Origin of the sequence: Pantoea sp. SOD02 (assembly GCF_024707505.1) — a bacterium.
Lineage (GTDB): Bacteria > Pseudomonadota > Gammaproteobacteria > Enterobacterales > Enterobacteriaceae > Pantoea > Pantoea symbiotica.
The window spans coordinates 23,299-37,036 of the sequence record NZ_CP102604.1; the positions used below are offsets into that span (position 1 = coordinate 23,299).

Sequence of the window (13,738 nt, forward strand, 5' to 3'; positions counted from 1 at the left end):
GTTAACGCCCGGAGATCACTTCAGTGACGACGTCTTGCATCACACCGTTATTCACCTGAATCACTGCTTTGTGCGGGTCAAAACGCAGCACGCGCGAAAGCGCATCGCCGCGCTGATCGTCCAGCAGTGAACTCACCTGCGCGCTGCGCCAGCAGTGACGCATCTGCGCCACGGTCAAACCAGAAAGTTGCTCCAGCTGCTGCGCCAGCAACAGATCGTCGCTTTCGCCGCGCAGCAGGGCGCGCACCGCCGCTTCGTCCGGCGCATCGACCAGCTGCTGCAGCCAGCTTTTCAGCTGATGGCCTTCGGCGATAAATGGCGAATAGATCATGCAAACCAGTTGGGTTTCATTGAGGCCAAATGCTTGTTCGGCGAACTGCGCAGCGCGCTGGCGGGCGCGCTTAATCGCCTCATCGTCCTGATAGCGTGCCGCCATCTCATCGATCAGCTGCGGCGGGAAATCCTTTTTCACCATCAGCCCGAGCGCAAAGCGCACATATTCGCGAATGCCTTCGGCGTAGCTACGCTGCAACAGCGTCTCCGCTCGCAGACCGCGAATATGTGCCATTAACGTCGGGTTACCGCAGTCCGATTCGGAGAAGCTGAACATCAGCTCATCAAAGCGGAAATGCATAAATTCGGTCAGTAGCGCCCAGTGCGCACCGGCTTCATACGCGGTGTCTTGATAGATGTTGAAGAACAGCGGATCGCGTTCCAGCTGCCAGGTAATGCGGTGCGCGGGTGTCACCTGGTCGGCGCCGTAGATATCGGCGAAATAGCGCTCGGCCACGCCATCCAGCGTCTGCAGGAAGCCGCTAAAGCCGCGCGATTTATCCGCCACCGGCGCATCAAACAGCCGCGAAAGATGGCGCGCCCATGCCAGATAAGCGGTTTGTTCCTGCGGCGAATCGCCGGTGATGATCACATCAACGCCGCCGTCGTAATGCGCCGCCAGGCCAAACGAGTTCACCATGCTGAGATTACAGGCGTTACAAAAGGTAGAGCGCGCATCGGCGCGGAAGCGGTGGCCATTCATCAGTACATCGTTGCGATTCTGCTGGCGCACGCTGTCGGGCATCGGTAAATGACGATCGAAGTGACGGATTTGCAGGCCGTCGGTCACCAGACATTCGGTAAAGTCATCATCGGGGATGTGCAGCGCGCGGTATACGCGATCGATATTCTCCATCACGCTGTCGTTCATCGCCGCATGACGGTTGGTGCTGATGCGCAGCTGAAAGGTGCTGCCGTGCTGCTGCCAGATCAGCCCCTGAATGTAGCGCACGTACGCCACCATATAGCTGCTGTCTTTGCCACCGCCGTAGGCCAGCAGCACGCGGTTATTTGCCGGGTGCGCGGCGTCGGGAAGTGCGGCCAATAAACGACGTGAACAGTGTTGCGCTGAATCGATAATCGTGGGAGTGAGATATCCACTAATCTCTCGCATCATGGTGGACAGATTATTCATTTTTCACTTCATCCTTTGGCTAATAAAAACGCTGTTGCCGTGCTGGCGGCAACAGACGGGAAATGGGCCACGAAGGTGCTACGGAATGAATTTTTTAGTCGGAAGCGGCACTGCAACTAATGCGTATGGTTATCAATTAACTAATGCAGCCTAAAGTACTTTGAATGTAATCTGGTGAAAACGCACAGATCCGGACGAAATAGGGTGGAACAGATGGCGGGTGAAACGGAACAGGGCAGTCGTTACCGTCAAATCGCAGAGCAGATAAAACAAGCCATTCACAGCGGCTCGCTGCCGCCCGACAGTCGTTTGCCTTCGGTACGCACGCTGGCGACGCAGTACAGCGTCAGCATGACCACCGCGCTGAAAACATTACGTACCCTTGAGGATGAGCACTACGCGGTGGCGCGTCCTAAGTCCGGTTTTTTTGTCGCCCCGCGACCTGCTAATAAAACGTTTCCCACCGTAATCAACGAGCAAGCGCGCGAAGTGGCGCCGCTCGACGAGCAAACCGAGTTGCATCTGGCGATGCTCGGTTCAGACTGCCGCGTGCGGCTGGATCTGGCTAACGGCGACATCTCACTCTATCCGGTGAAGAAGATTGGTTTGCTGATGCGCCAGATGGGATACAGCAAACCGGCGCTGCTCGGCAACACCGTGAAAGGCACCGGCTATGCGCCGCTGAAAAATGAAATTGCGCGTCGCGCGGTGGATTATGGCTGCAATATCAACGCTGATGACATCCTGATCACCAACGGTTGCATCGAAGCGATTTCGCTGGCGCTGCGCGCCACCACGCGGCCTGGCGATATCGTTGCGGTGGAGTCGCCCTGCTATTTCGTGCTGCTGCAGATGCTGCATAACCTCAATCTGCGGGTGATTGAGGTAGAAGCCGGGCCGGAAGGCTACGTCAATGTGGAGAAACTCACCGCGCTGTTTCAGCGCAAAGCGGTGCAGGCCTATCTCACCATTAACAACATCAATAATCCGCTGGGCAAAAGCATTCCCAACGAGCAGAAGGCCTATATTGCGCGTCAGGCCGACGAGAACGATGTGGTGATCATTGAAGATGATATCTTCGGCGATACCGCATTCGGTGAACGCCGTCCGTTCCCGATGCGCGCCTTCAGCCCGAACGCTATTTTGTGCAGCGGCTTCTCGAAAACCGTCGCACCCGGCATTCGCATTGGCTGGGTGCACAGCAGCAACTACATGCGCAAAATCGCCTCGCTGAAATACACCACCAGCATGGGCACGTCGGTATTGTCACAAGCGGCGATTGCCGAACTGCTGCGCAGCGGCGGCTACGATGCGCATCTGCGTAAGCTACGGCGTGAGCTGAAGAATCAAATCCAGCATATGCGTCAGGCGGTGCTGCGCTACTTCCCGCCGGGCACGCGGGTTTCTGATCCTGAAGGCGGCTATGTGTTGTGGGTGGAAATGCCGATCGGCGCGTTGAATGTGCGCGCGCTGTTTCTCAAAGCGCGCAATGCGGGCATCGGTATCGCGCCGGGGCACATTTTCGCCACCGATCACCGCTACGATCACTGTTTTCGACTCAATGCCGGGTTTGGCTGGAATGCCGAAGTGGAGGAGGCGATTCAGCAGCTGGCGCAGTGGTGCCAGTTGTCGCTGGGGGCAGCGATGTAAAAATACTCTGAATAGCGTAAATAGAATAAACGGCAAAGAAAAAACTTTGTCGGCATTCTCCATTTAATAATGTAAACGATTCATTAAAATCTTCTTTTAACATAAACAACTAATCTAATAGTTATGGGTAACTTTAATCTTAATCTTTGCCCGGTAAGAAATGTGCAAGAGAATAGCACGAATTGCATGGTTTAAATTAAATTATAAAAACAATGATTTAGGTAAACACATTGCTTCTTCCCTTAATTGTTATTACAACAACAGCTAATTAATCCGTAGAAAAAACACTTTGCACGAAATAAAAAGTGAGGTATTAATTCAATCGCTGTATAGGTATGTGTAATTACAAAATTGAACAAAGGAGCTGTTTATGAAAGTAATTGACAGAGAGTTGTTAAGTATCATTTCTGGTGGCGGTGGTCGTAATGACCCACCTTATAACTCAAGTAATAATAAAAATAACGGTAGCACTGCAGGTAACTCTGGTTACAACAACGGTTATGTGGTCGGCTGTAATAATGGCATCATTGGCGGAACTATTGCAGGGGCCGCTGGTGGAATAGTCGGCGCAGGCCTGGGAATGGTCGGTGGAGCGATAGCCGGGGGTTGTTTCACAGGAAGTGGCAACAGTAATAATAACGGTAACAGTAACTCCTCTGGAAATTGTAACTCAGGTGGAATGGGCGGTTCCTGCAGCCGATAGATAACCCTCACCCGCTCCTTATTTGTGAGCGGGTGAAAAGGAGTTGGATGTGCTTTTTTTATTCAAAAATTTTGTTTTATTCATATTTTTGATGGCTGGTTTTTTATTTATTAGTGGCGCTGGGGTTATTTCAGCGTTCTTCATTTACACCCCGCCACCTGAGTTATCAAAATTGGTCATCATTATAACTTCATTATTATCATTTGTTTCTCTTGCTCGAAAGGTGAGTGATTATTTAGCAAAAAAATACATAAAGTCATGATGACGATATAATTCTAAGGGAAAAGATTGTATGGAAACTAGAACCAAAAAAGAAGGTTGGTTAAACTTATCTCTTTTTCTTCTAATGTTTCTACTGACAGCCTTTCCATTACTCTTCCCCAATCGAATAGAGTTAATTGAGTCTGGATTGTTTTTACCGTATGGCTTTATGATTGAGTTTTTTGTTATTGTGCCCATTTATCTTTTAAAATTCAGGAAGAAAGAAGGCTTTGGCATCGGTAATTTTACGGTCATGCAATTCTTGATATTTTTTTCTTTGATTTTGATAATCCAGTTTATTATACCAAAGGTGTTTTTTCATACGGATGACATTGTTAGTCAACAGGCGGTTTCGCTGCCTCTCTATACTCTTGTTCTAACGCAAATATCTTATATTCTGATGGTGCCGGTTTATGAAGAGATAGCAATCAGGGGCGGGTTATTTGGCGCGTTAACTGTTTTTTCTAACAGTAAGGTATTTTCTGCAATTATAACGTCCTTAATTTTTTCTCTGCTGCACACACAGTATTCAGGTTTTAAACCCCTCTTTCTTCTCTATCTTATTTCTTTAACGCTTGTTGCCGCGAGAGTCTTGTCAAAGGGATTGTTATTACCTGTATTACTGCATACTTTTATGAACGGTATTGTGATCAATGGACATTATCTATTCAACCACTAAAAAAATAAGTAAGGAATACTGAATTGTTTCGCCAGGAAGCGGTTGAAAATCACAAAATGAAATGGCGTGGTCGAGCCTTGTTGCTCCCCGGAATCCCTCTTTGGCTCATTGCGGGAGTTTCTCTTTTATTTATTACTCTTTTTCTGGTGTTTGTTATTACTAGCACTTATACCCGACGGATCAACGTTACTGGAGAAATATCCACTTATCCTCGCGCAGCTAATGTCTATTCCAGCGTTCAGGGTATTGTGGTCAAGCAGTTCGTTACTGCAGGGCAGTTTATTGAAACGGGCGCACCCATTTATCAAATAGACGTCAGCAAAACTACACGCAGCGGCGTGGTTAGTGAAAACCAACGCCGGGATATTGATCATCAGCTTGAACGTATTACACAGATGATTAGCCGACTTGAAAGCAGCAAGACAGCCACTCTCGTCATGCTGGAGAAACAAAAAGAGCAATATGCTGACGCGTTATTACGCTCAACTGACATCCTCCGTCGCGCTCAGGAAGGGATCCGTATTATTAAGGAGAATATGGACAACTATCGGAATTATCAGCTCCGGGGATTGGTAAATAAAGATCAACTCACCAACCAAGTGGCACTGTATTACCAACAGCAAAACAATCTCCTTGGACTATCAAGCCAGAATGATCAAAATGCGCTGCAAATCACAGCGTTGGAGAGTCAAATATCTACTCAGGCCGCCAGCTTTGACAATCAGATTTACCAGATGGAACTGCAGCGTTTTGAACTGCAAAAAGAACAACTCAATATTGATGCCGGTGGAACCATTATTGTGCGAGCGCTGGCTGCCGGCCGTATCGATTCGCTGAGCGTTACGGTGGGACAGATGGTTAACGCTGGCGACAGTCTGCTGCAAATTCTCCCCCACACTATCGATCATTACACCCTGGTGCTGTGGGTTCCCAATGACGCAATCCCTTATCTCACTCTCGGTGATCGGGTCAATATTCGTTATGAAGCCTTCCCTGCGGAGAAATTTGGTCAGTTTGCTGGCACCGTTACCGTTATCTCCAGAGCACCCGCATCACCGCAGGAAATGCTGACTTATCAGGGCGCTCCACGATCTGCCTTAACTTCCGCGATCCCCTATTACAAGGTCATTGTCAGGCCAGATAAGCAGGCTGTTATGTATGGAGGTGAACGTCTGAGTCTGGAGAACGGCATTAAAGCGCAGAGCACGCTGTTCCTTGAAAAAAGGAGGCTATATCAATGGATGTTTTCGCCGTTTTACGACATGAAACATAGCGTAATGGGGCCAGTCAATGAGTAGATTAACCTGCAAAACGCTGATCGGTCAGCTGGAATTATGGCTGCGCCATCGTGTCCCAATGATTCATCAAACCGAGTCAGCCGAATGCGGTCTGGCCTGCCTTGCAATGATCTGCGGATATTACGGCAAGAATGTTGATTTGATAACGCTGCGACGACAGTTCAACCTGTCGGCTCGCGGCACTACGCTATCGGCACTGACCGGCATTGCTGAGCAGCTAGGACTGAGCACCCGACCGCTATCACTCGACATCGACGAATTAGGCGCATTGAAGATACCTTGCATCTTACACTGGGAGTTCAACCATTTTGTCGTGCTGGTGAGCATCCGGCGTAATTGTGTGGTGCTACACGATCCGGCGCGCGGCCGCCGGACGGTCAGCTTCGCAGAACTGTCGAAAAATTTTAGCGGTGTTGCGCTCGAAGCCTGCCCAGGAAGCACATTTATTGCCGACAGCGCCCACAACAAAATCAGTTTACGTACTCTGATCGCTAGCGTGCACGGGCTCAAGACCGTACTCGGCAAAATACTCTGCTTATCATTAGTGTTCGAGACCATCAATCTTGTGATGCCGGTTGGCACGCAACTGGTGATGGATCACGCCATACCCGCAGGCGATCGGGGCTTACTGACCTTAATCTGTGCTGGATTGATATTTTTTATCCTGCTGCGAGCTGCAGTCGGTATGGGACGCGCCTGGACCGCGCTGGTTATGGCAACGTTCATCAACGTGCAGTGGCAATCCGGCCTGTTCAATCATCTGATACGGCTGCCGCTCGGCTACTTTGAGCGGCGCAAGTTGGGTGATATTCAGTCTCGGTTCACTTCACTGGATACGTTGCGAAGCACCTTCACTACCAGCATCGTTGGCGGCATTATGGACAGCATCATGGTCATTGGCGTGTTGGTGATGATGGTCCTGTATGGTGGCTGGCTTACCTGGATCGTGATGGCGTTTACAACATTTTATGTTCTGCTGCGCCTGGTAACCTACAGGTACTACCGGCAACTTTCTGAAGAGTTATTGGTCAGGGAAGCGCGCGCCAACTCGTATTTTATGGAAACACTCTACGGAATTGCCGCCGTCAAAATGCAGGGTATGGCTCAGCGCCGGATATCCCACTGGCTGAATCTCGAAATCGATTCAATTAATACCGGTATTCGCGTCACCAAAATGGATATGCTATTTGGCGGTATCAGTACTTTTATTGCCGCCTGTGATCAGATTGTGGTTCTGTGGATGGGGACCATCCTCGTGATCGATAACCAGATAACTATTGGTATGTTTGTCGCATTTGGCGCTTTTCGTGCACAGTTCTCAGACCGTATCGGGTCGCTGACAGAATTTTTACTGCAGCTACGCATGATGAGTCTGCATAACGAGCGCATTTCCGACATTGCTCTGCACCCGCGGGATAATTATAAACCCGAGCTCTGTTACGAAGCGAGACTGCAACCAATCGGGCTGACTACATATGAGCTGAGCTACCGCTACGACAGCCAGTCACCGGCAATATTCGATGCGCTAAATATTTCAATCTTACCGGGAGAGTGCGTGGCGATTGTCGGCTCATCCGGTTCAGGAAAATCCACGCTGTTGAAGGTTCTGTGCGGTTTGTTTTCTCCCACAAGTGGCTTTGTCGAAGTGGATGGCGTCGATATCCAGCAAATGGGTATCAACAATTATCACAAGATGATCGCCTGTGTGATGCAGGATGATAAAATTTTTTGCGGTTCTATCCGGGAGAATATCTGCAGCTTTGCAGATGAAATGGATGACGAATGGATGAAAGAGTGTGCCCAAGCCAGCTATTTGCACGAGGTTATTATGCGTATGCCAATGGGATATGAAACGCTTATTGGTGAATTAGGTGAAGGGCTGTCTGGCGGGCAAAAGCAGCGGTTATTCATTGCCCGGGCATTATATAAGAAACCAGCGATTCTTTTTTTAGATGAGGCCACAAGTGCACTGGACAAAAAAAGTGAAGAAATGGTGAATCAGGCAATTAAAAAACTTCGCATTACGCGGGTAATAATCGCACACAGAGAAAGCACGATCGCATCGGCTGATCGAGTTATTGCTCTCAAGTCATGAAGTGTTAATAGCACCAAAATGAGGTCGCCATAAATGGCGACCCTACAAAATCACCCTGTAAGGTCGCCATTTATGGCGACCTTGCCTATTAATCGCTAAATGCGGCTTCCAGCTCTTCCGCCAGTATCTGCACCGCGCGCTCAATCTTCTCCGCATCCGGCACATAGTTCATGCGCATGCATTGATGGGTATGCGGCCATTCATGTTCCAGGCCGGGGAAGAAGAAGTGGCCGGGCACCATCAGCACGCCGCGCGCCTTCAGGCGCTGATACAGCGTTTCGGTGCTGATCGGCAGATCGCGGAACCACAGCCAGAGGAAAATCGCGCCTTCGGGTTTATGAATCAGGCAGCGATCCTCTGGCAGATAGCGGCGCAGAATCGCAATCGTCTCGCTCACTTTGGCCTGATAGAACGGCTTAATTACCTCTTCCGACAGACGCAGCAAATCCCCGCGCACAATCATCTCATTGGCAATAGCAGGACCGATGCTGCCCGGTGCCAGGCTGATAATCCCGTTCATATTGCCAATCGCGGCGATTGTGCTCTCATCGGCGACGATAATGCCGCAACGTGCGCCCGGCAGGCCGAGTTTCGACAGGCTCATGCACAGAATGGTATTGGGATTCCATAACGGGCGCGCTTCGCTAAAGATGATGCCGGGGAACGGCACGCCGTAGGCGTTATCAATCAGCAGCGGTACGCCGTGCTGCTGCGCCAGCGCGTCTAGTTGCAGCAGTTCGTCATCGGTGATGACGTTGCCGGTTGGGTTGGTTGGGCGCGATACGCAAATCAGGCCAACATCGTCATTCAGCGGCAGATGATCGAAATCGACGTGATATTTGAACTGGCCTTCCGGCAGCAGCTCAATGTTGGGCTTGGCGGAGACAAACAGATCCTCTTCCAGCCCGGCATCGGCGTAGCCGAGATATTCCGGTGCCAGCGGGAACAGCACGCGCTTTTTGCTGCCGTCGGCGCGACGTCCGGCAAACAGATTGAAGAGATAGAAGAACGCACTCTGACTGCCGTTGGTCAGCGCGATGTTTTGCGCGGTTAATGGCCAGCCAAGTTCTTCACGCAGCATCTTCGCCAGCGCATCCAGCAGCAGCGCTTTGCCGCGCGGACCATCGTAGTTGCACAGCGCTTCGCTCAGTTTGCCATCCTGATGCATCTGCATCAGCAACTGGTTGAAATAGTCATTCATCGCCGGGATCTGCGCCGGATTACCGCCGCCAAGCATGATGGTGCCTGGCGTGCGCAGGCCTTCACCCATGTCTTCCATCAGACGTGAGATGCCGGAGTGTTGAGTAAATTTGTCGCCGAACTGAGAAAAGGACATAGGAAGTTAAAACGTTGTGAAATCGAATGGGGAACCACCATAGCGCCCGCCGCTGGCAGGCGCAATGGGTAAAGCAGCAAGCTTAGCCTTGGATCTGCGGGTTAACGCAGTTTTTCTCGACTTTACCGCTCAGGGCGGCGATCAGGTTATCTACCGCGTCGCGCGCCATGCCGTAACGGGTTTCATGCGTGGCAGAACCGATGTGCGGCAGCGCCACTACGTTTGGCAGCGTCAAAATCTCGGCATCGGCAGGCACCGGCTCAACTTCGAACACATCCAGACCGGCAGCGTGGATGGTGCCGTCTTTTAGCGCCGCAGTCAGCGCCTGCTCATCCACCACCGGACCGCGACCGGCGTTGATCAGAATTGCGCTTGGCTTCATCAACTTGAGCTGCGCCGCGCCAATCATATGGTGCGTCTGTTCGGTCAGCGGCAGGCTGATGCAGACAAAATCACTCTCTTTCAGCAAGGTTTCCAGATCGCAGGCACGCGCACCAAAGCGCGTTTCCGCTTCTTCATGCTGACGGCGCGCGTTATAAAGAATATTCATGCCGAAGCCAAAGTGCGCACGCTGCGCCAGCGCCAGGCCGATGCGGCCCATGCCGAGGATGCCGAGGGTTTTGTGGTGCACATCGATGCCGAAATGATCCGGGCCGATGCTCTTTTTCCACTCGCCGGCTTTCACCCACTTATCCAGCTCGGTCACGCGACGTGCGGTGCTTAGCACCAGCGCCATCATGGTGTCGGCGACGGTTTCGGTCAGCACGGTTGGCGTATGCATCAGCAACACCTTGCGTTGATTCAGCGCGTCGACGTTGAAGTTATCGTAACCCACCGACACGGTGGAGCAGGCGCGCAGCGCGGGCATTTTTGCCAGCAGCTCGCCATCCACTTTGCCGCCAGAGCCGAGCAAACCTTGCGCCTGTTCGAACTGCGCCGCGTGTTTCTGGATGGTTTCCGGAGAAATGTCATGCACTTCAGTGACGGTGAAATGGGCATCCAGCTTGGTGCGCAGGTCATCTGGCAGGCTCTTATAAAGAATCACAGCAGGTTTCATCTTTTGCTCCCTATGAAATGGTGAGGAGGCCTTGAGGCCTCCCGAATTGATTACGCGTGCTTTGCGCCATGCATCGGCGGCGATGTTTTATTCTGCGCCGGTTTGACGATTAACGTCAGCCAGACCGAGGCCAACAGCGCAGCACCCATGAAAATGTAGGAGGCGGCAGGCGAACCGGTCGCGCCATTAAGATAGCCTACAATCCACGATCCGACGAAGGAACCGAGTGCGCCCATGCTGTTGATCAGTGCCATCGCACCACCGGCGACGTTGCGCGGCAACATCTCAGGAATGATGGCGAAGAACGGACCGTACGGCGCATACATCGCACCACCGGCGATCACCAGCAGCGTATACGACAGCCAGAAGTTGCTGGAACCGACCAGATAGGAACCGAGGAACGCCAGCGCGCCAATCAGCAGCAGCGGCCAGACAAACAATTTACGATTCTGGGTTTTATCGGAGGCCCACGACACCACGATCATCGCAATGGTCGCCACCAGATACGGCACCGCTGACAGCCAACCGGCTTCCACCATGCCCATCTGCGAACCGTTACGCAGAATAGACGGCAGCCACAGCACGAAACCGTACACGCCGATGCTCCAGGCAAAATATTGCAGGCACAGCAGGATCACGTTGCGATTACGGAACGCTTCGCCGTAGTTACGCACCGCTTTAATGCCTTCCTGCTCTTTTTGCAGCTGCGCCTGCAGCGCGGCTTTCTCGCTTTCGCTCATCCATTTGGCCTGGGCCGGTTTGTCCTGCACCAGGAACCACCAGGCAACCGCCCAGATCACTGCCGGGATGCCTTCGAAGATAAACATCTCGCGCCAGCCAAAGGATTCAATCAGATAGCCGGAGACCACCGACATCCACAGCACTGTCACCGGATTACCGAGGATCAGGAAGGTATTGGCGCGCGAACGCTCGGATTTGGTAAACCAGTTGCTGATATAGATCAGCATCGCCGGCATCACCGCCGCTTCAACCACGCCGAGCACAAAGCGGATTGCTGCAAGCATCGGGATGTTGCTGACCACGCCGGTCAGCGAGGCGCAGCCGCCCCATAAAATCAGGCACCAGAAAATCAGCTTCTTCACGCTGCGACGTTCGGCATACAGCGCGCCGGGAATCTGGAAGAAGAAGTAGCCGAGGAAGAACAGAGCGCCCAGCAGCGATGACATGCCTTTGGTGATGCCGAGATCGTCATTTATCCCTGCGGCAGAGGCGAAGCTGAAGTTCGCCCGGTCCAGATACGCCAGACTGTAAGTGATAAACACGATGGGCATGATAAACCACCAGCGTTTTGGCGCGATTGTCTGCGATTTCATGGGTGACTCCTCTGGTTGAGGTGGACGCATTCAGTGGATGCGCCTCGCAATATAGTTGTAGTAGGTACAGATATTTTTTAAATCTTTGTTTGGCGGTCGCCATAAATGGCGACCCTACAAAACGCATCGACTATCGTGAATATCAATAATCACCCAACGCCGCACGCGTCGGCAGGCCTTCGCTGTCGCCAGCAACCTGAATCGCCAGCGAACCGATTTTATTACCGCGCAGAATCGCCTGCGGCAGGGATTTTCCTTCCAGCAACGCGCTGATCAGCCCAACAGCAAAACCGTCGCCGGCACCCACGGTATCGACCACGTTCTCGACGCGAATCGGTGCGACCTGGCCTTGCTGGCCGTCGGCGGTTTTGTACCAGGCGCCGTCGCCACCGGTTTTGATCACCACCGCTTTCACCCCTTTATCGAGGTAAAAATCGGCGATGGCTTCCGGCTGGCGATAGCCGGTAAGAATCAAACCCTCTTTTTCGCCCGGCAGCACCCAATCGGCGTATTCCGCTAAATGATTGAGCTGTTTACGCATCTCCTCTTCGCTGCGCCATAACACCGGACGCAGATTGGGATCGAAGGAAATAGTTTTGCCACGCGCGCGCATCTCTTTTGCTGCATGTTGCGCCAGGGCAAGTGAGCTGTCGGAGATTGCCGCCGCCACGCCGCTTAAATGCAGATGGCGCGCGCTGCCAAAGTAGTCGTCGTTGAAATCATCGGGCGACAGATGGCTGGCGGCGGAGCCTTTGCGAAAATATTCCACTTCCGGATCGGAGCCGTCATCAACGCGGGATTTAAGCTGGAAGCCGGTGCGATAGCGTGCGTCGGTGGTGACACAGCGGTGATCAACGCCCTCTTTTTCCAGCTGTTGCAGCGTGAAGCGACCAAAGCTGTCGTCGCCGACGCGGCTCACCCAACCGACCTGCAAACCGAGGCGCGCCAGGCCAATCGCCACGTTGAGTTCGGCACCGGCGATGCGTTTGACGAAGCCTTCCGCTGCGGCGAGATCGCCGGTTTGCTGGGCGATAAACATCGCCATCGCTTCGCCAATCGTCACCACATCCAGCGTTTTTTGCGTCATCATCGGCTCCTTACGCTGCACGCAGCAGGTCGACGTAATGGCGCGTGACCGCCAGCAAATCCGCGCCTTCCAGCGGGAATTCGATGCCGCGCGGTGCGTCAGTTGGCAGCGCGTTAAGCAGCGAGCGCCAGCTATCGTCGGCCTGATCCAGCGCGATAGCGCGGAAGGTAGCGCCGTGCGGCACCGCCGTTTTAACGTGAATATAGCTAACGTAGCGGCTGAGTTGTGCGGCTGCCTGTAAACCGTCTTCGCCGGTCCACTGCCAGTTGCCCATATCGAAGGTCATATCCAGCGGTAACGCGGCATCGCAGGCCTGATGGAAGAAGCGCAGCATCGGCGCCAGTTTGCTGTCCGGGGTTTGATCGTTCTCAACCACCAGCGTCACCGTTGAGGCTTGCAACACAGCGCGCAGCGCGCTGGCATCGAGTTCCACAAAATGACCGAGCGCCACTTTCAGGCGCTTAGCACCGATTTGTTCAGCTTCCTGCAGGAATTGCGCCAGACGCGGATTCAGCGCGCCATCATCCAGCCACAACGCTTCCGGCACGGAATAGCTGGCGCTCAGCTGATGCTGGGAAATCGCATTGCCGAGTGCGTGCAGCAAGCAAAGTTCGTTTTCGTTGAACAGCTCGCGACGGATTTCGACGCCATCCGCACCCGCCTGTTTGATCAGCGGCAACAGCGCGGCCTGGCCACCCAATTCCGCTACTTTCTGCGCGCCGTATGCGGCAGTTACAACAATAATTTCTGGTTTCATCACGTTTCTCCGG

11 protein-coding genes are annotated in these 13,738 nt (G+C 52.6%); 5 read left to right on the forward strand and 6 right to left on the reverse strand.

What is annotated here, in order from left to right; genetic code table 11:
* Position 1: 1 nt before the first annotated feature.
* Positions 2-1,468: a hypothetical protein gene (locus tag NR302_RS00120; RefSeq protein WP_258144247.1), complete on the reverse strand. Its 1,467-nt coding sequence runs from the start codon at positions 1,466-1,468 to the stop codon at positions 2-4.
* A gap of 213 nt (positions 1,469-1,681) precedes the next feature.
* Here NR302_RS00120 and NR302_RS00125 point away from each other — a divergent pair, with 213 nt between their 5' ends.
* The 5 genes from NR302_RS00125 (at position 1,682) to NR302_RS00145 (ending at position 8,154) form a co-directional block, all read left to right on the forward strand.
* Positions 1,682-3,118, forward strand: a complete 1,437-nt coding sequence (locus NR302_RS00125) for a PLP-dependent aminotransferase family protein (RefSeq protein ID WP_258144248.1) — start codon at positions 1,682-1,684, stop codon at positions 3,116-3,118.
* Between the two features lie 370 nt (positions 3,119-3,488).
* Complete coding sequence (locus NR302_RS00130; RefSeq protein WP_258144249.1) at positions 3,489-3,821, forward strand: hypothetical protein; 333 nt, start codon at positions 3,489-3,491, stop codon at positions 3,819-3,821.
* Between the two features lie 292 nt (positions 3,822-4,113).
* Positions 4,114-4,761 carry a CPBP family intramembrane glutamic endopeptidase gene (locus NR302_RS00135; protein ID WP_258144250.1) on the forward strand — a complete coding sequence of 216 codons (648 nt, stop codon included), beginning with the start codon at positions 4,114-4,116 and terminating at the stop codon, positions 4,759-4,761.
* Between the two features lie 23 nt (positions 4,762-4,784).
* The gene (locus tag NR302_RS00140; RefSeq protein ID WP_258144251.1) at positions 4,785-6,059 is read left to right on the forward strand and encodes an HlyD family secretion protein; all 1,275 of its coding nucleotides are present in this window, start codon (positions 4,785-4,787) and stop codon (positions 6,057-6,059) included.
* On the forward strand, positions 6,052-8,154 hold the full coding sequence (locus tag NR302_RS00145) for a peptidase domain-containing ABC transporter (RefSeq protein WP_258144252.1): 2,103 nt from the start codon (positions 6,052-6,054) through the stop codon (positions 8,152-8,154). The genes NR302_RS00140 and NR302_RS00145 overlap by 8 nt, the downstream gene beginning before the upstream one ends.
* 88 nt (positions 8,155-8,242) lie before the next feature.
* On the opposite strand, the gene NR302_RS00150 is transcribed toward NR302_RS00145, so the two are convergent.
* From NR302_RS00150 to NR302_RS00170, 5 genes are all read right to left on the reverse strand, one after another.
* Positions 8,243-9,490, reverse strand: coding sequence for a valine--pyruvate transaminase (locus NR302_RS00150; RefSeq protein ID WP_008105277.1), 1,248 nt, complete (start codon positions 9,488-9,490; stop codon positions 8,243-8,245).
* 82 nt (positions 9,491-9,572) lie between these two features.
* Positions 9,573-10,547: a glyoxylate/hydroxypyruvate reductase GhrB gene (ghrB, locus tag NR302_RS00155; RefSeq protein ID WP_061720009.1), complete on the reverse strand. Its 975-nt coding sequence runs from the start codon at positions 10,545-10,547 to the stop codon at positions 9,573-9,575.
* Between the two features lie 50 nt (positions 10,548-10,597).
* Complete coding sequence (locus tag NR302_RS00160; RefSeq protein WP_008105275.1) at positions 10,598-11,881, reverse strand: MFS transporter; 1,284 nt, start codon at positions 11,879-11,881, stop codon at positions 10,598-10,600.
* Positions 11,882-12,023: 142 nt separating this feature from the next.
* Complete coding sequence (locus tag NR302_RS00165) at positions 12,024-12,968, reverse strand: sugar kinase (protein ID WP_008105274.1); 945 nt, start codon at positions 12,966-12,968, stop codon at positions 12,024-12,026.
* Positions 12,969-12,978: 10 nt separating this feature from the next.
* Entirely contained in the window at positions 12,979-13,725 is a 747-nt protein-coding gene (locus tag NR302_RS00170) for a sugar phosphate isomerase/epimerase (protein WP_258144253.1), read from the reverse strand.
* Positions 13,726-13,738 lie beyond the last annotated feature (13 nt).

Coding starts and splice junctions, on each gene's coding strand:
- NR302_RS00125 (WP_258144248.1), top strand. CDS start 1,682: ATGGCGGGTGAAACGGAACAGGGCAGTCGTTACCGTCAAATCGCAGAG.
- NR302_RS00130 (WP_258144249.1), top strand. CDS start 3,489: ATGAAAGTAATTGACAGAGAGTTGTTAAGTATCATTTCTGGTGGCGGT.
- NR302_RS00170 (WP_258144253.1), bottom strand. CDS start 13,725: ATGAAACCAGAAATTATTGTTGTAACTGCCGCATACGGCGCGCAGAAA.
- NR302_RS00135 (WP_258144250.1), top strand. CDS start 4,114: ATGGAAACTAGAACCAAAAAAGAAGGTTGGTTAAACTTATCTCTTTTT.
- NR302_RS00160 (WP_008105275.1), bottom strand. CDS start 11,881: ATGAAATCGCAGACAATCGCGCCAAAACGCTGGTGGTTTATCATGCCC.
- NR302_RS00120 (WP_258144247.1), bottom strand. CDS start 1,468: ATGAATAATCTGTCCACCATGATGCGAGAGATTAGTGGATATCTCACT.
- ghrB (WP_061720009.1), bottom strand. CDS start 10,547: ATGAAACCTGCTGTGATTCTTTATAAGAGCCTGCCAGATGACCTGCGC.
- NR302_RS00150 (WP_008105277.1), bottom strand. CDS start 9,490: ATGTCCTTTTCTCAGTTCGGCGACAAATTTACTCAACACTCCGGCATC.
- NR302_RS00165 (WP_008105274.1), bottom strand. CDS start 12,968: ATGACGCAAAAAACGCTGGATGTGGTGACGATTGGCGAAGCGATGGCG.
- NR302_RS00145 (WP_258144252.1), top strand. CDS start 6,052: ATGAGTAGATTAACCTGCAAAACGCTGATCGGTCAGCTGGAATTATGG.